This window comes from Carnobacterium sp. (genome assembly GCF_045617425.1).
In the GTDB taxonomy this organism is placed as follows: domain Bacteria; phylum Bacillota; class Bacilli; order Lactobacillales; family Carnobacteriaceae; genus Carnobacterium_B.
In genome coordinates this window covers 139,422-157,500 of the sequence record NZ_JAZLIO010000003.1, presented here as the reverse complement: position 1 = coordinate 157,500, position 18,079 = coordinate 139,422, and the positions used below count along the sequence as shown (strand labels likewise).

Annotated in this window: 18 protein-coding genes; 3 read left to right on the top strand and 15 right to left on the bottom strand. The window is 34.9% G+C overall.

What is annotated here, in order from left to right; translation table 11 throughout:
* Positions 1 to 4: 4 nt before the first annotated feature.
* Positions 5 to 3,343 (bottom strand): DNA polymerase III subunit alpha, encoded by a 3,339-nt coding sequence (dnaE, locus tag ACKI3H_RS01315; RefSeq protein WP_407370642.1) that lies wholly within the window; start codon positions 3,341 to 3,343, stop codon positions 5 to 7.
* Between the two features lie 197 nt (positions 3,344 to 3,540).
* On the opposite strand from dnaE, the gene ACKI3H_RS01310 reads away from it, so the two are divergent.
* Positions 3,541 to 3,729, top strand: a complete 189-nt coding sequence (locus tag ACKI3H_RS01310; protein ID WP_407370502.1) for a YjzD family protein — start codon at positions 3,541 to 3,543, stop codon at positions 3,727 to 3,729.
* 46 nt (positions 3,730 to 3,775) lie between these two features.
* On the opposite strand, the gene clpB is transcribed toward ACKI3H_RS01310, so the two are convergent.
* The 3 genes from clpB to ACKI3H_RS01295 form a co-directional block, all read right to left on the bottom strand.
* Positions 3,776 to 6,388: an ATP-dependent chaperone ClpB gene (clpB, locus tag ACKI3H_RS01305; protein WP_407370501.1), complete on the bottom strand. Its 2,613-nt coding sequence runs from the start codon at positions 6,386 to 6,388 to the stop codon at positions 3,776 to 3,778.
* 171 nt (positions 6,389 to 6,559) lie between these two features.
* Positions 6,560 to 6,889 (bottom strand): metal-sulfur cluster assembly factor, encoded by a 330-nt coding sequence (locus tag ACKI3H_RS01300; RefSeq protein ID WP_407370500.1) that lies wholly within the window; start codon positions 6,887 to 6,889, stop codon positions 6,560 to 6,562.
* Positions 6,890 to 6,974: 85 nt separating this feature from the next.
* Positions 6,975 to 7,736: a prolyl oligopeptidase family serine peptidase gene (locus tag ACKI3H_RS01295; protein WP_407370499.1), complete on the bottom strand. Its 762-nt coding sequence runs from the start codon at positions 7,734 to 7,736 to the stop codon at positions 6,975 to 6,977.
* A gap of 136 nt (positions 7,737 to 7,872) precedes the next feature.
* Here ACKI3H_RS01295 and ACKI3H_RS01290 point away from each other — a divergent pair, with 136 nt between their 5' ends.
* The gene (locus tag ACKI3H_RS01290) at positions 7,873 to 8,685 is read left to right on the top strand and encodes a Cof-type HAD-IIB family hydrolase (RefSeq protein ID WP_407370498.1); all 813 of its coding nucleotides are present in this window, start codon (positions 7,873 to 7,875) and stop codon (positions 8,683 to 8,685) included.
* 68 nt (positions 8,686 to 8,753) lie between these two features.
* Here ACKI3H_RS01290 and ACKI3H_RS01285 read toward each other — a convergent pair whose 3' ends face one another.
* Entirely contained in the window at positions 8,754 to 9,650 is an 897-nt protein-coding gene (locus ACKI3H_RS01285) for a YitT family protein (protein ID WP_407370497.1), read from the bottom strand.
* Between the two features lie 166 nt (positions 9,651 to 9,816).
* Here ACKI3H_RS01285 and ACKI3H_RS01280 point away from each other — a divergent pair, with 166 nt between their 5' ends.
* Positions 9,817 to 10,308, top strand: coding sequence for a YajQ family cyclic di-GMP-binding protein (locus ACKI3H_RS01280; RefSeq protein WP_407370496.1), 492 nt, complete (start codon positions 9,817 to 9,819; stop codon positions 10,306 to 10,308).
* Between the two features lie 74 nt (positions 10,309 to 10,382).
* Here the strand turns inward: ACKI3H_RS01280 and ACKI3H_RS01275 are convergent, their stop codons facing one another.
* From ACKI3H_RS01275 to ACKI3H_RS01230, 10 genes are all read right to left on the bottom strand, one after another.
* On the bottom strand, positions 10,383 to 10,805 hold the full coding sequence (locus tag ACKI3H_RS01275) for an OsmC family protein (protein WP_407370495.1): 423 nt from the start codon (positions 10,803 to 10,805) through the stop codon (positions 10,383 to 10,385).
* 41 nt (positions 10,806 to 10,846) lie between these two features.
* Positions 10,847 to 11,278, bottom strand: coding sequence for a hypothetical protein (locus tag ACKI3H_RS01270; RefSeq protein ID WP_035022582.1), 432 nt, complete (start codon positions 11,276 to 11,278; stop codon positions 10,847 to 10,849).
* Positions 11,279 to 11,416: 138 nt separating this feature from the next.
* Entirely contained in the window at positions 11,417 to 11,764 is a 348-nt protein-coding gene (gene rplS, locus ACKI3H_RS01265) for a 50S ribosomal protein L19 (protein WP_013710634.1), read from the bottom strand.
* A gap of 168 nt (positions 11,765 to 11,932) precedes the next feature.
* Positions 11,933 to 12,682 (bottom strand): tRNA (guanosine(37)-N1)-methyltransferase TrmD, encoded by a 750-nt coding sequence (gene trmD / locus ACKI3H_RS01260; protein WP_407370494.1) that lies wholly within the window; start codon positions 12,680 to 12,682, stop codon positions 11,933 to 11,935.
* A complete protein-coding gene (gene rimM, locus ACKI3H_RS01255) occupies positions 12,682 to 13,197 on the bottom strand; it encodes a ribosome maturation factor RimM (RefSeq protein WP_407370493.1) in 516 nt (171 codons plus the stop codon). Before rimM ends, trmD begins: the two co-directional genes overlap by 1 nt.
* A 120-nt stretch (positions 13,198 to 13,317) precedes the next feature.
* Positions 13,318 to 13,560, bottom strand: coding sequence for a KH domain-containing protein (locus ACKI3H_RS01250; protein WP_407370492.1), 243 nt, complete (start codon positions 13,558 to 13,560; stop codon positions 13,318 to 13,320).
* Positions 13,561 to 13,574: 14 nt separating this feature from the next.
* Positions 13,575 to 13,847, bottom strand: a complete 273-nt coding sequence (gene rpsP, locus ACKI3H_RS01245) for a 30S ribosomal protein S16 (protein WP_013710630.1) — start codon at positions 13,845 to 13,847, stop codon at positions 13,575 to 13,577.
* Between the two features lie 125 nt (positions 13,848 to 13,972).
* The gene (ffh, locus tag ACKI3H_RS01240; RefSeq protein WP_407370491.1) at positions 13,973 to 15,400 is read right to left on the bottom strand and encodes a signal recognition particle protein; all 1,428 of its coding nucleotides are present in this window, start codon (positions 15,398 to 15,400) and stop codon (positions 13,973 to 13,975) included.
* Between the two features lie 17 nt (positions 15,401 to 15,417).
* Positions 15,418 to 15,762, bottom strand: a complete 345-nt coding sequence (locus ACKI3H_RS01235; RefSeq protein WP_407370490.1) for a putative DNA-binding protein — start codon at positions 15,760 to 15,762, stop codon at positions 15,418 to 15,420.
* A 261-nt stretch (positions 15,763 to 16,023) separates the two neighbouring features.
* Entirely contained in the window at positions 16,024 to 17,913 is a 1,890-nt protein-coding gene (locus ACKI3H_RS01230) for a PTS transporter subunit EIIC (protein WP_407370489.1), read from the bottom strand.
* Positions 17,914 to 18,079: the final 166 nt, after the last annotated feature.

The window sequence follows — 18,079 nt, the reverse complement described above, 5'->3', positions numbered from 1 at the left end:
ATATTTAACTATTTTTGATCACAACATTTTCTTTCCCAAGCAGTTCTTCTAATTGTTCCATTAATTCTGGTGTGTCCTGGATCCAATTCTCTTCTGCTAAAACAATTTTTTTGTTTGTTTGTACATAATAGAGAACGACCGGTATATTGCCTTTTGCCTTCATCATCATTTTTTTCATTTGTTCTAACGTATCGTTAGTATTCTGCAAAGTTTGAATCCGTATAAAGCATTTCTTAGTGGTATAATTGTCCATTACGCTATTAACATCTTCTATTTGACTGACGATCATTTGAGGTGTATCTTCACGTTTTGAATCGACTTTCCCGGAAACGTATAAAATAGTTCCGTTATTAAGAACATCAATAAATTGACGATATTTTGTTGGGAAGAGTGTGAGCGAGCAATCTCCAGAAGTGTCACTAATCGTTACGAAAGCCATAGATTCGCCTTTTTTCGTGCGGATTTTATGCACATTTTTTATCATCCCGATAATTCTACTTGTTTTTCCAACAGTCAACTCGCTTATATACTCAACTTGTTTCCATTGCCTCAGCTGATCATACTTTTCTGTTGGATGACCTGACAAATAGGTGCCTAAGTATTGTTCTTCTGTTTCAAGTTTTTCTTCCAGCGTTAGATCTGGGGCAAATTCATATTTAGGTTTTAATAATTCAAACAAACCAATATTATTTCCGCTCATTTTTATACTTTGAACAATTCCATCAACAGATGCTAAAAGAGCACCTCTAGAGTAATCAAATTGATCGAATGCTCCAGCGTAAATTAAAGGTTTAATGTATTCTGGCTTCAACCATTTTTTATCCAATCTTTTTAGAAAATCAATCAAATCTAAATATCTTCCATTATTTTTCCGATTTTGGATTATTTCGACAATCATATCTCTTCTTAGCCCTTTGATTGAATTGAAACCAAATAAAATATCATTTTCAGTTAATGTAAATCCGCTGAAACTCGTATTGATATTAGGTGGGATAACTTTTATTTTTCTTTTCTTTGCTTCAATAATATACTCTTTCATTTTAGCAGAACTGTTTAGAGCTGAATTTAATAGCGCCACAAAAAAAGCATTCGGGTAGTGCGCTTTTAAATAGGCCATCTGATAAGCAATGAAAGAGTACGCTACTGCATGGGAACGGTTAAACCCATAATTCGCAAATCGTTCGATGTAATCATAAACTTGCATGGCTACTTCTTTAGTGTATCCTAATTGTTTTGCACCAGAAATGAAATGGTGTCTCTCTTTATCAATAATTGATTTTTGTTTTTTCCCGATCGCTCGTCTTAAAATATCTGCTTGACCTAAAGTATATCCACCCATTTTAGCAGCCACCTGCATGACTTGTTCTTGATAAACCATTACACCATAAGTGACCGCTAAAATTTCTGACAAGCTTTCATGAGGATATTCTATAGGAAGGATACCTTTTTTCCTTTTAATAAAGGTATCGATTTGTTCCATTGGACCTGGACGATACAAAGCATTTACGGCTGCGATATCTTCGATTGAAGAAGGCTCTAATCTACGAAGAACATTTTTTATTCCAGTAGATTCAAATTGAAAAATTCCCACCATATCTGCTTGACGGAATAATTGAAGAGTCTCTTGGTCTTGCATTGGAATAGTCAAAAGATCCAAGCGTTTGCCTGTTTCCCTTTGAACCAATTTTAACGTGTTGTCAATAATCGTTAAATTTTTCAACCCTAAAAAGTCCATTTTCAATAACCCGATTTCTTCTACATTTCCCATCGGGTATTGTGTTAATAGAATCTCTCCTCCACCTTTTTGCAAAGGTACATACTGAGTTAATGGATTATCACTGATAACGATTCCGGCTGCATGTGTCGATATATGACGAGGCAAACCTTCAATTCTTTTGGCTGTTTTAAATAGCAACTTATTTTTATCATTTTCTTCAACTAATTTTCTGAGCATTACTGATTCTTTATAGGCTTTTTCTAAAGTGATGCCCAATATTTTGGGAATAGCCTTTGACCAAACATTTGCTTCTGAAGGACTTAACCCAAATACTCGTGCTACATCTTTTAGAGCCATCTTAGCTGCTAAGGTTCCAAAAGTGGCTATCTGAGCAACATGATTTTGACCATACTTACTTTTTACATAAAGTAAAATTTCTTCGCGACGATTATCAGGGAAATCCAAATCGATATCCGGCATTGTATACCGTTCTTCATTCAAAAATCGTTCAAATAATAAATTATACTCAATTGGATCAACGTCTGTGATTTCCAGTAAATACGCCACCAAAGAGCCAGCTGCTGAACCTCTACCAGCACCTGTAACGATTTTAACTTTGTGAGCATACGCCATGACATCCCAAACAATTAAAAAGTAATCTTCAAACCCCATTTTTTGAATAACGGCTAATTCATAATTTAATCTCTTTGTGTATCGTTCATCTGATTGAGGTACTCTCAATGTTAACCCTTTTAGGCATTGTTCTTTTAAAAACTCCGTTGTCATTGTGTCTTTAGGTAAAGGGAATTTTGGCAATAATTGTTGATGTAAGGATATATCCGCATCAATCATTTCAGCTATCTCATTGGTCCGTTGAGCAGCTTTTTCTAAGTCATTATCTATAAATAACTGTTCTACCTGATTGCTTTCAGGCAAATAATACTCGCCTTCTTCAGTCGCTTGTTGAGGAGAGAGAGTCTCTCCCTTATTGATTGCTCTTAATACTGTAGTACTAAAGTCGTCAGCTGCATCAATATACCGAATATCTTGCAATGCAACTGTTAAAGTGCCCGTTTTATTTGCTAGTTCATCTATTGCATCTTTAATTTTCTTTAGTTTTTGATGCAGCTGTATGCCAAGATAAAATTGCTGCTCAGGAAAAACAGTTTGCCATTCTTTAACAACTGTTGCTGCTGATTTTTTTTCATCTTGAAGTAAAAGAGATTCTACTTCTCCCTTTTCCCCAGGTGTGACTGCGATTAAATTTTGACTGTATTGACTTATTTGTTTAATTGTAAGACGTTCATTTTCAGCTAATAACATTTTTTCACTTGAAAGAGCCATTAAACTTTCATATCCTCTAGCATTTTTAGCTAATAGAATAAGTGAATATGTCTCTTCGTTATTTACAGTGCCACCAATATCTAACGTTAACCCTAAAATGGGTTTGATCTGATGTTTTTTGCACATTTTATAAAAGTCAACCATTCCATATAAGACATTGTGGTCTGTTAAGGCAATCGCTTGATAACCTCTTTCTTTTGCTTTGACCACTAATTCTTCAATTGAAGTTGTACTTTGTAATAAACTATATGAACTAATAACTTGCAATTGTACAAATGACATTTTGTCACCCCATTCTAACTCATTACTATCCATTATACCCTTCTAAGATTCGGATACGCAAACCTTCTAAAAAGAACTTTTTATTTTTTCTGCATTATTTTAAAGCAACCTATGATCAATAAAATTTCTACTTACTTTTGCTTTACAAAGTTTTTGAAAGTGCTAAAATGAACGAGTAAAAGAAGAGAGGTTATATCATGAAATATTTAGTAACATTATTTTGGGGATTCCTTATAGGACAAGCGGTAAATTACATTGGCAGCTCATTATCAAGCGGTTCGTATGACTTTGTTACAGCATCTGCTATTGGCTTATTTATTGGCGTTATGGTTATTTTAATTGCCAAGTCTTTTCCTGATCAAAAACACGGACATGCAGCTAAATAAGCTCTTATAAACAAAAAAAGACATTCTAATGAATGTCTTTTTTTGTTTAATCATTTAAAATTGTTGTCTCATAAGATAATTGATCCTCTTTTAAGGTAATCGTTACTTTAGATTTTGGTGGGATTTCTCCAGAAATGATTCCTTTAGCTAAAGGTGTTTCCACTTCTTTAGTAATAAATCTCTTCAACGGTCTCGCACCATACATAGGATCGTAAGCTTTTTCTGCTATCCATATTTGTGCCTCATCTGAAATAGTCAGCTCAATATCTTGTTCTGCTAAACGTTCTGACAAATTGCGTACTAATTTGAGAACAATCTTCTTCACAACTTGTATGCTAAGTGGGGCAAACAAAATCGTATCGTCGATTCGATTTAAAAATTCTGGTTTAAAGGACGTTTTTAACAAGGACATCACATGTTCTTTCGTCGCTTCTTTTATTTGTCCTTTTTCATCCGTCCCTTCCAACAATAGATCAGAACCAATGTTACTTGTCATGATTAAAACGGTGTTTTTAAAATCGACCATTCTGCCTTTAGAATCGGTTAGGCGTCCATCATCCAATACTTGTAATAAAATATTAAATACATCCGGATGTGCTTTTTCAATTTCATCTAATAAAACAATAGTATATGGACTTCTTCTTACCGCTTCGGTCAATTGTCCTCCTTCATCATATCCAACATAACCAGGAGGCGCTCCTACTAATCTTGAAACAGTATGTTTTTCCATATATTCGCTCATATCGATCCGCACCATATGATCTTGCGAGTCAAATAAGTTTTCGGCTAAAGCTTTAGCTAATTCGGTTTTCCCTACACCAGTAGGTCCTAGAAACAGGAATGAACCTAGTGGACGATTAGGATCTTGTATGCCAGCTCGAGCCCGGATAACAGCATCTGATACACTTTGTACCGCTTCATCTTGACCGATAACGCGTTCACTTAATGACGTATCTAAGTGCATCAATTTTTCACGTTCTCCCTTAACTAATCTACTAACAGGAATACCCGTCATCCGACCAATAACGACAGCAATTTCTTCATCCGTTACCGATTCTTGCACAAGCCTGGTTGAATTGCCTTGGGCAGCTAATTGTTCCTCTTCCAGATTTTTCAATTCTTTTTCTAAAGCAGGAATTTGCCCATGTCTTAAAACAGCGGCACGTTCTAGGTCATAGTTACTTTCAGCTTCTTCTAACTCATGACGCGCTTTTTCAATTTCAGCACGTTTATTACGCAATTTAGCGACTTCTTCTTTTTCAGTTTCCCATTTCATTTTCAACTGATTGGCTTCTTCACGAAGATTAGATAATTCTTCTTGAATGATATCTAATCTTCGGATGCTAGCATCATCTTTCTCTTTTTTCAACGCTGCTTCTTCGATTTCCAGCTGCATCAAACGACGCGAAACTTGATCCAATTCAGTAGGTCGTGAATTCATCTCCACTCGAATTGTTGCACAAGCTTCATCTATTAAATCAATGGCTTTATCCGGTAAAAAACGGTCCGTAATGTAACGGTTTGATAACGTTGCAGCAGCAACTAAAGCATTGTCATGGATATTTACACTATGGTGAATCTCAAATCGTTCTTTTAATCCCCTTAAAATACTGATGGTCTCTTCTACCGTTGGCTCATCAACGAGCACTTTCTGGAAGCGTCTTTCAAGCGCTTTATCCGTTTCCATGTATTTCCTGTATTCATCTAGTGTGGTTGCGCCAATACAGTGCAATTCGCCACGAGCTAACATAGGCTTCAATAGATTTCCTGCATCCATGCTGCCTTCTGTTTTACCGGCACCTACAATAGTGTGGATCTCATCAATAAATAAGATAATTTGCCCTTCACTTTTTTTCACTTCTTTTAAGACTGCTTTTAACCGTTCTTCAAATTCACCACGGTATTTAGCCCCTGCGATTAATGCACCCATATCTAATGAAAAAATAGTTTTTCCTTTTAAGTTTTCAGGAACATCTTTTCGAACGATTCGTTGTGCCAACCCTTCTACTATGGCTGTTTTACCAACACCAGGTTCTCCAATCAGTACAGGGTTATTCTTTGTTTTACGAGATAAAATACGAATCACATCACGAATTTCATCATCTCTTCCAATGACTGGGTCTTGATCTCCACTTCTTACCGCTTTAACTAGATCGGTTCCATATTTTTCAAGTGCTTGATAGGTTTCTTCTTGATTTTGTGAGGTCACGCGATCTCCTCCTCTTATTTTTTCAATTTCAGCTTTTAATGCTTTTTCAGTTAATCCATTTTTAGTTAAATACTTTGTTAAACTGTGGTTCTTTAATTTCATAAGTGCTAACAAAACAATTTCAGTTGAAAGGAAATCATCTTGAAATTCAGCCCTCAAGGTATCTGCTTCTGTTAGCAAACGATATAGGTTTTGGCTCATTCCTTGTCCATACTGCACATTTGAACCTTCAACAGTTGGGTAGTTGTCTAATTCTTGGTCTACAAAAAATTCAAAATCATCTGTATCGATTCCTAGAGATTGATAAAGTCCACGTGCAAAATGTTCAGGAGTCAAAAATACTTTCCATAAATGGAGAAGATCAATCTCTTGATGTTTTCTTGTTACAGCAATACTTTGAGCTTCGCCAAGGGTTTGCTGCATTGTTGTGGTCATTTTTTCTATATCCATTGGAAACCCTCCTTAATTTTTCTAATCATATTATATTTAATTAGTCAGTAAAGGTCAAACGAAAATAATTGAATTTTCAAACTCATTTTTTTGGATTTACTTGAATAGAACTTAATTCCAGCTACTAGAATTAAAAACGTTTACTCTGACTTTTGTAGAGTAAACGTTTCTTTATCTAACGCCTAACGCAATTCTTGCATAACGGCTCATTCTGCTAGTATCCCAAGCAGGATACCAGACTAGCTTAACTTCGGTTGAAGTAATTTCAGGGATCGATTGCATAGCTGTCATAATATCATTAGTTATGGTATCTGCTAATGGACAGCCCATTGTCGTTAACGTTAACTTTATCACACAGTGATTTTCATCCATTAGTTCAATAGCGTAAACTAACCCTAGATTGACAATGTCAATGTTCAGTTCTGGATCGATAACTTGTTCTAAAGCTGTCATTATGCGTCCTTTAAGCTCTTCTATCTGATTTTCACGAGTTGGTTCCATTGGGTAACCACCTTCTCATTTTTGACTTTATTTTACCTCTTATCAGAGGTGAAGTAAATCATTTTAACGAGAGATTGTGATTTTTTTATAAATGTTTATTGAAATATTCAGCTGTTTCAACCGAAATCATATAAGGGACATGATGACCATGTCCTTCCGTCGTTGTAAAACTCACATGTTGTCCATAATCTTGATCTTTTATTTTTTTATAAAAATCAAAAGTGGGTTGATAAGGTACTAAATCATCATCTTCATCATGCCAGAAATGAACAAATTTACCATCAATTTTTTCAGGTTGTAAATCGAGTGAAATAGCTTTTAACGATTCGATAGCAGGAGCAAATTGTTCTGACTCAAAATCGATTTCGACCCCTTGTTGCCATTTAGATGTCAATAACCATTTAGAAAATGGAATCGGTGCAGGACTTCCCATCAAGACAACCGCTGTTTTTATCCAAGGATATTGCGTTAATAAAGCTGAAGTTGTTACGCCGCCCATAGAAAGGCCAGACACACCGATGCGACTAGGATCTGTTAATCCCGCTTTTACATAATGGTCGATGATGGATGGAAATTCCACTAGACTATGTTGAACAACATCCCAAAATTCCATACTTCTTTCGTTTACTGGTGCTCCTTGACTTCTTTCTCCATGTAAATAAGCTTCAGGAATTAATACTCTAAATCCTTTTTTGGCGATTTCATACCCATGGACTAAAGAGCTTTCTTTAAAATTTGTCCATCCATGATAAAAAACAACAGTTGGTAAAGTTTCATTTATACTTTCTGTTGAAACAACTTCTAATATAGGGATGCCATTCACGTTCTCCTGTTTTACCGTTATCATCTATCTAACCTCTTTCTATATTTATTCTTATAGACTTTGTGGTACACTATTCGTAAAGGTTCTATGCAGTAAGTGTAGCATAAAAGAAACATAGAAGCTTTTATAAAGACAAATGAAGAATAGTCGGAGGATTTTGATGAATAAAAAATTAATTGCTCTTGATTTAGATGGCACTACATTGAACAATCGTTCAGAGATTTCAGTAAGAACACAAAAAGTTCTCACAACTTTAAGAAATGCGGGTCACCTTGTTTCAATCGTAACAGGCAGACCTTATAGAAACAGTAAACAGTTTTATACTCAATTAGGTATGGAAACACCCATGGTTAACTTTAACGGGGCATTATGTCATTTACCAGACCAGTTAAATTGGGAATCACAATACCATAAAACATTAGATCGTGAGATTGCCTTAGATATGCTGAATTTAAAAAAAGAGTTAGATATCCACTTAATTGCAGCCGAACTCAGAGATACTGTTTTTGCTGATAACTATTTCGTTCCTTATAGCGATTTCTTTCCAGAAGGAAAAAATGGTGCTTCAAAACTAACTTCTTCTAGTTTAAAAGAAGATCCTACCGCTGTTTGTGTATTTACAGATAAAGAAAACCAAGCTTATATCATTGAAAAAATTTCTGCTCGTTATGGTGATTCAGTCGAAATTAGAACTTGGGGCGGACAAACACCTTGCTTAGAAATCGTAGCAGCAGGTGTACAAAAAGCATTAGGTGTCGAACGCATTGCTCAAGTATATGGCATAAAACAAAAAGATATTATTGCTTTTGGTGATGAAGACAACGACTATGAAATGATTCAATATGCAGGTCATGGCGTAGTAATGAAAAATGGAATCGATACTTTAAAACATATTTCAAATGATGTAACAGAGAAAACCAATAATGAAGAAGGTTTGGCTCATTATTTAGAAAATTACTTTAAATTAGCCTAATTTTTTTCCATAATTAAGGTATAAAAAAGACAAGGAGTCATTCATTAGGAATGGTTCCTTGTCTTACTTTATTTATTTAATTGAGATTCCTTTTGTCGGTCAGAACTCCAAAATTCGCCTAATACTTTATTTGTTTCCATGAAATTAACAAATGCTGAAGCATCTGCTTCCCTGACCGCTTGTTCTAGTTCGTACATCTCATAACGAGTAATCACCACCATTAAAATAGAACGATCCATTCCTGAATAAGCTCCTTTTGCAGGTATAATGGTGATTCCTCTGATTAATTTCTCGTGGATGACTTTTACTAGAGCATCTGGTTCATTGGTCACGATCATTGCCGTTACTTTTTGATGACTGGTATGAATTGTATCAATTACTTTCGTCATAACATAAATCGATACTAATGTGTAAAGCGCATATTCCCATCCGTATAAGAAGCCGGCTGACGAAACAATCAGCAAATTCATGGCAAATGTTAAGGTTCCAATTGACCTACCCGTTGTTTTGGCTAACACCATTGAAATAATATCCATTCCACCAGTTGAAAAACCATATTTCAAAGCAAATCCAATCCCGGCTCCACTGATAATACCTCCAAATAAAGCATTCATCATAGGATCCGCTGTTAATGGATTAACCGGCAAGAGAATGATAAAAAATGAAATCAAGATAGAGGTTAAAAAACTATATAACGTAAAGTTTTTCCCTACTTTAAACCACCCAAGTATTGCGATTGGAATATTAAATACGAGAATCAGGATACCTGTATCAATGACGATTCCTGAACTGCTTCCTAGAATATCTGCTAATAATTGCGATACTCCATTAATTCCAGATGCATAAATATTAGAGGGAATTAAAAAGTTATTCATAGCTATTGCGTTTGTAATGGCTGCAAAAAAAATAAAAAAGATTTTTTTTGCATGTTCGATCCAATAATTTGGTGTTTTTAATTTTGTCATTTTGCAACTCCCTACTTACTTAATCAAACAAGGATAACAAGTTTTCCTTTATAAAGAAAGCAAAAAATACTTTTATTCATTACGCTCTCATTTGTATCCGTTTCCTTCTCCTACACACGTCTTTGTGGTACAATTTAAGAGCACAATGTAGAAGGAGGAAACAATTATGGCAAAAGAAGCAAGTTTTGATATCGTTTCAGAAATGAATATGGAAGAGATAAAAAATTCCATCCAGTTGGCAACAAAAGAAATCGCCAACCGTTTTGATTTTAAAGGCTCCATCAGCGAGATTAAATTAGAAAAAGAAAAATTGGTTTTAATTTCAGATGATGACTTCAAATTAGAGCAAGTAAAAGACGTATTGTCTAACAAATTAGTTAAAAGAGGTGTTCCTACTAGAAATCTACATTATTCTTCAACTGAAAAAGCTTTTGGTGGGAATGTCCGTCAATTCGCTGACTTAATTAATGGAATCGATAAAGAACACGCAAAAACGATTACTCAACTGATTAAAAAATCTGGTATTAAAGTTAAAACTCAAATACAAGACGATCAAATACGAGTAACTGGTAAAAATCGTGATGATCTACAACAAGTTATTGCTCTATTAAGAGATACAGATCTCCCAATTGATTTGCAATTTATCAATTACAGATAATTCAACATTTTTTTAGTGAGTAAAATGCAAAAGACCTTCAAATATAAACTTGAAGGTCTTTTCAGCGTTTTTATCTAAAACTGTTCAACTGCTGTTACAGAAACTGTTTGGCTTCCTGCCAATAATTTAGATACCGGACAACGATTTTCAGCTTCTTCTACGATTTTTTCGCTTTCTTCAAAAGCTAGCCCTTCAATTTTTGCAAAAGCTTCTACATTAAAGAAAAAACCGATTCCGTTGGGTTCACGCATATAGTCAACATGTACTTCAACGCGGCTTTCATTCTCTTTTCCTCTTGCTTTTAGCAAAGACTGAATCGTAGCATTGAGGCATGTACTAAACGATAATCCAAGTAATTCTTCAGGATTTGTTCCTTTTTCATCACTTAAAGGGCTGGACAATTTAACATTCAGTCCGCCATTTTTTACAAATGCTTGACCATTCACGCCTGTTTCGTTAACTATCTCAGTATGGAATAAAGGTTTGCGTTCTTTCATGAAATCCCTACTCTCTTTTCATGATAACGATTCTATTAAATCTATTTTTTTCCTACAGCTTCTTCTATTTTAGGGAGAATACTTTTAGCAATCGTTGATCCTACGATCATCATTTCATAAGCAGCTCTCACATCTTCTGTTGTACGCGAAAGAAGTCTCATATAAATTTCTCCATCTCCAGCAAGACAAACACGGTAGTAACCTGTTTTCATTTCATTTAATTCATTTAAAACTTCTAACACTTTTTGTTTTGCATCAAAGTTTGTTACATAAGCTAGTTTATGGTACACAATTTGAAAATCAATGATACCTTCTTCTTTATTATCAAAAACAACCCCAAATGGCAAAGCTTGTTGATCATTTAATTTAAATTTACCATTATACAAAATTTGTCCATTTTTTATTTCTTTTTTAGCTAAAGGCACATGTTTTGCCTTTAAGATGGCTTCAAAGTTTACTAATGCTTTATTCACTCTACAATACCCCACTTTTTTTTAGTTCTAATCGCTTTTTCATTTTCAATTATAACCTACTCTATTCATAATTAACAGCGTATTTAAGAAAACAAAAAAAGTTCTAACTCAGAAGAGTTAGAACTTAAAAAATTCATCTTAACGACGGATTTCTTTAATACGAGCTGCTTTACCGTGTAATGCACGTAAGTAGTACAATTTAGCACGACGTACTTTACCAAAGCGAACAACTTCGATTTGAGCAACACGTGGTGAATGTAATGGGAATGTACGTTCAACGCCAATTCCATTAGAAATTTTACGAACTGTATAAGTTTCGCTAACTCCAGCACCACGGCGTTTGATTACAACACCTTCAAATAATTGGATACGTTCTCTAGTACCCTCAACGATTTTAGCATGAACACGTACAGTATCTCCTGGACGGAAAGCTGGGATATCTTCACGTAATTGTTCGTTAGTGATTGATTCAATTAAATTACTCATTATGTTTTTCTCCTTCCAACAAACCTTCATATATCACATATGGATACAGCGGAACATCGTTTTAATGGCAGGCTTTACCCGCTCACCAAATAATTCTAACATATGCGCTAAAGGGTGTAAAGTAATTTTCCTTATTTTTAATAAAAAATAACGGGAATTAGAGTTTCTTTATTCTTTAAGTGTCGCTTCTTCTGTTTTTATTTCTTCTAAATATTTTTGTTGTTCAGCTGATAACAAAATGTTTTCAAGCATATCAGGGCGTCTTTCCAACGTACGTCTGATTGATTCTTTGTCTTGCCACTCTTTTATTTTTTTATGATTTCCACTAATAATCACATCAGGAACTTTCATTCCGCGGTACTCAGCAGGTCTAGTGTATTGAGGATGCTCCAATAACCCAGTGGAATGAGAATCCGTTTTAGCTGATTGATCGTTTCCTAAAACTTCAGGTAACAAGCGTACCGTCGCGTCAATCATCACCATAGCACCTAGTTCTCCACCTGTTAAAACGTAATCCCCTAACGAAATCTCATCCGTTACCAATGTCCGAATTCGTTCATCATATCCTTCATAATGGCCACAAATAAAAACTAGATGTTCTTCTTCTGCCAGTTCTTCCGCTACCGCTTGAGTAAACGGAACACCCGCAGGATCTAGTAAGATCACTCGTTTTTTAGTATCAGGCGCCTGTTCATTAATTGCATCTATGGCAGCAAAAATAGGCTGCGCTTTTAATAACATTCCTGCACCACCGCCATACGGATAATCATCTACATTCTGGTGCTTATTATCTGTATAGTCTCTAAAATTCATCACATTTACTTGTAATAGGTCTTTATCAATTGCTTTTCCAATAATGGATTCAGTTAATGGTCCTTGAAACATTCGTGGAAACAATGTCAAAATATCAATTTTCATTAATCATCTAGCCCTTCCATCATATGAATCGTTACCATTTGTTTTTCTAAATCAACCTCTAATACGACCTCTTCAATATACGGAATCAAGAGATCTTTCTTTTTGGGACGTTCAATTACCCATACGTCATTAGCACCTGGAGACATTACTTCGCTAATTTTACCAATAATATTTTTTTCTTCATCCTGTACAGTTAATCCTACTATTTGATGTAAATAGAATTCATTTTTTGGCAATTCTGTTAAACGATCTTCACTAACTTTCAATATGCCATCACGGTATTTTTCTACATCATTGATATTTGGGTGATTTTCAAAAGATAAGATATCAAAATTCTTGTGTTTACGATGGCTTGCAACAGTTAAATCTGTTACTAACTTGCCATCTTGAAATAAAGATAACGTAGACCCTTTTTTGTATCTTTCTTCGGGAAAATCAGTTTTTGAAATAACTCGAACTTCCCCTTTTATCCCTTGTGTATTAACAATTTTCCCTACATTATACAATGTTTTCATTGCGTTCCCTCATTTACAATTAATTTTTCATTTAAGTATCTATTTAGCTGGACGTCTTATAAAATCATTTATAAAAAAAGAAACCATCTCTTATTGAAGAAATGATTTCTTTTCCGGAATTTAGCTATTGGCAATTGTTAATCTTACACGTTTGGGTCCAAGAACTCTAACACTGTAAACAATTGTACGAATAGCTTTTGCTACGCGACCTTTTTTTCCAATTACTCGTCCAACATCATCAGGGTGAACAAACAATTGATATTCTAAAAACTCTTCAGTTTCTACTACATCAATTGTCAACTCATCAGGATGACTTACAAGAGGACTTACAACTGTAAGAATTAAATCTTTTATGTCAGCCATAGAAAACATCCTTTTTATTTAATGTTTTTTGATTCATGGAATTTTTTCATAATGCCTTCTTTTGAAAGGATGTTACGAATTGTATCAGAAGGTTGAGCACCATTAGCTAACCATTTTAATACTGCTTCTTCGTCCACTTTTACTTCTGCTGGATTAACAACTGGGTTGTATGTTCCTACAGTTTCGATGAAACGTCCATCACGTGGAGAACGTGAATCTGCAACTACGATACGGTAAAAAGGATTTCTTTTAGATCCCATGCGTTTTAAACGAATTTTTACTGCCATATTTCTTACACCTCCATTAACTATCTCACAATAAGTAGTTTACCAGTTTATTTATAGCTTGTAAAGTGTTTTTTCTTTACAGCTTGTTTTTTTTTTACAAAGTACTTATTTACTATCTCAAGCTATCATTTACGACTTTTTTTATTCTTTTTCTTCATTTTTTTCTTGTTTTTACGAACCATAGAATTCATAGCCATTTTTCCAAGTTTGCCTTTTGCACCTTGTCCAAATAGATTTTCCATACCGTTCATATTTCCTTTAGACATTTGACTCATCATTTTTTTCGATTCATTAAATTGCTTGATCAATCGATTGACTTCAGCTATTGGACGAGCTGATCCTCGAGCAATCCTACGACGTCTGCTTTGAGATAAAAGATCAGGATTTTCTCTTTCTTGCGGTGTCATAGATAAAACAATAGCTTTCATTCGAGCTGTATCTTTTGGATCGATTTGAAGTTTGTCTAATCCTGGAACATTGCTCATACCTGGAATCATTTTTAAAATGTCTTCCATCGGACCCATATTGCTGACTTGGTCCATTTGTTCAATGAAATCATTGAAGTCAAAACTATTTTCACGTAATTTTGTCATCATTTCTTCTGATTTCTTTTCGTCAAAATCTTCTTGAGCTTTTTCAATCAGAGTTAACATATCTCCCATACCTAAAATACGGTTAGCCATACGCTCTGGGTAGAAAGGTTCTAAAGCATCTAGTTTTTCACCAGAACCTGTAAATTTGATAGGTTTACCAGTGACAGCACGGATAGAAAGGGCTGCTCCTCCACGAGTATCTCCATCTAATTTCGTTAAGATGACACCTGTGATATCTAATTGTTCATTAAAAGATGAAGCAACATTTGCAGCTTCTTGACCAGTCATTGCATCAACAACTAAGAAAATTTCTGTTGGTTGTGTCGTTTCTTTAATATCGCTTAACTCTTGCATCAGTGTTTCATCAATTTGTAAACGACCAGCAGTATCGATCAACACGAAATCTAAGTGTTCTGCTTTTGCTTTTTCGATCCCTTGTCTTGCAATTTCAACTGGACTGACTTGATCTCCCATAGAGAATACAGGAACGTCTAATTGCTTACCAATAGTTTCTAATTGTTGAATGGCTGCTGGACGATAAATATCGGCAGCAATCAATAAAGGTCGTTTATTTTGGTTTTTGCGTAAATAGCTAGCTAATTTACCAGCTGTAGTCGTTTTACCTGCCCCTTGCAAACCAACCATCATGACAACTGTAGGAGCTTTAGGTGACGTTTGAATCGTAGCTTGTTCTCCACCCATCAACTCAGTCAATTCTTCATTAACAATTTTAATTACTTGTTGTCCAGGAGAAAGGCTATCCAATACTTCAGAACCTACTGCACGAGCACTCACCGTTTTAACAAAATCTTTTACAACTTTAAAGTTAACGTCAGCTTCTAATAAGGCTAAACGTACTTCTCTCATCATTTCTTTTACATCAGCTTCTGATACTTTCCCTTTGCGACGCATCTTTGTCATCGCATTTTGGAGACGTTCAGTTAAACCTTCAAATGCCATTCTACTTCACCATTCCTTTATTTCTCATCTCTGTCTTTTTTTAATAACTCAATAAACTGTTTTAATACCTCATCTTTTGGATAATGACTTTTAATGTAACTTGACATATCCTCTATGACGGCTTTTGTTGTATTGAAATCTTCCAATAAGTGTAGCTTTTTTTCATATTCGATTAAGCTATTTTCAGTTCGCCTGATGTTATCATAAATTGCTTGACGACTAACTTCAAATTCTTCTGCAATCTCACCCAGAGAAAAATCATCTGCATAATATAATTGCATATAACTTTTTTGTTTGTCAGTCAATAAAGAGCCATAGAAATCGAACAAGGCGTTCATTTGATTTGTTTTTTCAATTTCCAATCGTAACCCTTCTTTCTTTGCTTAACAACTGTCAAGGAAAACACGTTTACACACCTTAATAGCGTACCTGTTTTTGCCTAAATAATCAATAGTTTGTCTTGTTTTTACAAACATTTATTAAATCTATTTAGTCGCTTTCACTGTTTTTAATTACTACCTTATAAGGTTATTGCCTAACACACAAAAAGAACCCCTTTAACGACAAGACAATCAACGTCGATTAAAGGAGTTCTTCACTAGTTTAATTACTCAAGAAACAGATTAAAGTCTACCATTACGGTATTCTTCAATATTTGATTTAATATTTGATACTTTTGGTCCATAGATAACTTGAGCACTAGTGCCTTTGACAACAACTCCAGCTGCTCCTGTTGATTTCAACTTCGCTTGATTAACTAATTGTCCATCTTTAACAGTAACTCTTAAGCGAGTAGCACAATTGTCAACATCGATTAGATTTTCTTCTCCGCCAAGTCCTTCGATAATATCTGCAGACATTTCATCAGCAGGATTAGAAGGTTTAACAGGAGATGCAGATCCTTTATTTGTTGAACTAGCTAAATATTCATCTATATTTGATTTAATATTTGATACTTTTGGTCCATAAATAACTTGAGCACTAGTACCTTTGACAACAACTCCAGCTGCTCCTGTTGATTTCAATTTAGCTTGATCAACCAACTGACCATCTTTAATCGTTACTCTTAATCGTGTTGCACAATTGTCAACATCGACTAAATTGGCTTTTCCACCCAGTCCTTCTATGATATCATGTGACATTTCATCTAGAACGGGCTCATTAGATGCAGTTCCGCCAGCTTTTTTAGCTTGGTAATCTGCTTTTGTATACATTTTTGATTCAGCTACTTCATCTTCACGACCTGGTGTTTTCAAGTCGAATTTTGTAATAAAGAAACGGAAAACAAAATAGTAAACTAGCGCATAAACAATTCCTACTAAGACAACTGGTATCCAGTTGGTTATTCCTTGTCCTGGTAAGATACCATACAATACAAAGTCAAGTAAGCCACCTGAGAAAGTCAATCCTACTCCAACATTTAAGAAGTGCATAATTACAAATGAGAATGCAGCTAATACACAATGTACTCCGAAGTATAAGAAAGGTGAAGCAAATAAGAATGAAAATTCAAGCGGCTCTGTGATTCCTGTAAAAATTGATGTTAGTGAAGAAGACATCATAAGTCCCTTAACGTCTTTTTTACGTTCAGGTTTAGCCGTTTGGTACATTGCAAAAGCTGCTGCTGGGAATCCGAAAATCATGAACGGGAATAATCCAGAGAAGAATTTTGCTGCTTCAGGATCAACAACTTGTCCATTAGATAATTGTGAAAAGACGATGTTTTGAGCTCCTTCAACAATTGTTCCATTAATTTCAGCTGTTCCTCCAAGTGCTGTCTGCCAGAAAGGAAGATAAAACACGTGATGTAAACCTAATGGAATCAATGCACGATAAATAAAACCATACAAGAAAGTTCCAATATACCCAAGTTCAGCTACAACTGAACCTAACCATGCAATTCCTGCACCAGCATATGGCCAGATAAATGCAAGAATCATTCCTACGATTACAGCTGCAAATGCTGATACAATTGGTATGAAACGCGTTCCAGAAAAGAACGATAAAGCATCTGGTAATTCAATTTTATAAAAGCGATTGTGCAAGGCCGCAACGATTAATCCCATAATGATTCCGCCAAATACACCTGTATTCATTGTTGCATCAAAACTAAGTACCGAAGCAATTAATCCCGGAGTTTGTTGCAATTTTTCTATATTTCCAAAGTTTGTAATGGTACTTGTTAAAGATGCATACATCATAAAGTATGCTACAACAGCTGATAAAGCCGCAACTTCTTTGGCAGCTTTAGCCATTCCTAAAGCAACCCCAACTGCAAAGAGCAGTGGTAAATTATCAAATACAATCGTTCCACAATCTTTTAATACTGTTAAAATACCGTATAACACAGTACCTTCCCCTAGTAACCACTCTAAGTCATATAGACTTACAAATGAATCTCCAGTAAAAGATGACCCTATTCCTAACAGCAAACCTGCTACTGGAAGTAATGCAATAGGCAACATAAAGGTTTTACCCATTTTTTGCAGCCCTTCAAAAACTTTATCTTTCACTTTTTTTCCTCCTTTAAATCTAAATAATTGCAAAGTATGGATGTAAAAATAACAACATACTTTGCAATATTATCACATTGGAGAACCCGTTTCAAAATGTAAACGCACACACGTTAAAAAAAGAGCAACCTTTTAATATTACTTAAAAGGCTGCTCTTTAAGAATG

Coding starts and splice junctions, on each gene's coding strand:
- ACKI3H_RS01275 (WP_407370495.1), bottom strand. CDS start 10,805: ATGAAAGAACGCAAACCTTTATTCCATACTGAGATAGTTAACGAAACA.
- rpsP (WP_013710630.1), bottom strand. CDS start 13,847: ATGGCAGTAAAAATTCGTTTAAAACGCATGGGATCTAAAAGAAATCCT.
- dnaE (WP_407370642.1), bottom strand. CDS start 3,343: ATGTCATTTGTACAATTGCAAGTTATTAGTTCATATAGTTTATTACAA.
- clpB (WP_407370501.1), bottom strand. CDS start 6,388: ATGGATATAGAAAAAATGACCACAACAATGCAGCAAACCCTTGGCGAA.
- ACKI3H_RS01250 (WP_407370492.1), bottom strand. CDS start 13,560: ATGGCTGACATAAAAGATTTAATTCTTACAGTTGTAAGTCCTCTTGTA.
- ACKI3H_RS01295 (WP_407370499.1), bottom strand. CDS start 7,736: ATGATAACGGTAAAACAGGAGAACGTGAATGGCATCCCTATATTAGAA.
- ACKI3H_RS01285 (WP_407370497.1), bottom strand. CDS start 9,650: ATGACAAAATTAAAAACACCAAATTATTGGATCGAACATGCAAAAAAA.
- rimM (WP_407370493.1), bottom strand. CDS start 13,197: ATGAAAACATTGTATAATGTAGGGAAAATTGTTAATACACAAGGGATA.
- ACKI3H_RS01290 (WP_407370498.1), top strand. CDS start 7,873: ATGAATAAAAAATTAATTGCTCTTGATTTAGATGGCACTACATTGAAC.
- rplS (WP_013710634.1), bottom strand. CDS start 11,764: ATGAGTAATTTAATTGAATCAATCACTAACGAACAATTACGTGAAGAT.
- ACKI3H_RS01300 (WP_407370500.1), bottom strand. CDS start 6,889: ATGGAACCAACTCGTGAAAATCAGATAGAAGAGCTTAAAGGACGCATA.
- ffh (WP_407370491.1), bottom strand. CDS start 15,400: ATGGCATTTGAAGGTTTAACTGAACGTCTCCAAAATGCGATGACAAAG.
- ACKI3H_RS01280 (WP_407370496.1), top strand. CDS start 9,817: ATGGCAAAAGAAGCAAGTTTTGATATCGTTTCAGAAATGAATATGGAA.
- trmD (WP_407370494.1), bottom strand. CDS start 12,682: ATGAAAATTGATATTTTGACATTGTTTCCACGAATGTTTCAAGGACCA.
- ACKI3H_RS01310 (WP_407370502.1), top strand. CDS start 3,541: ATGAAATATTTAGTAACATTATTTTGGGGATTCCTTATAGGACAAGCG.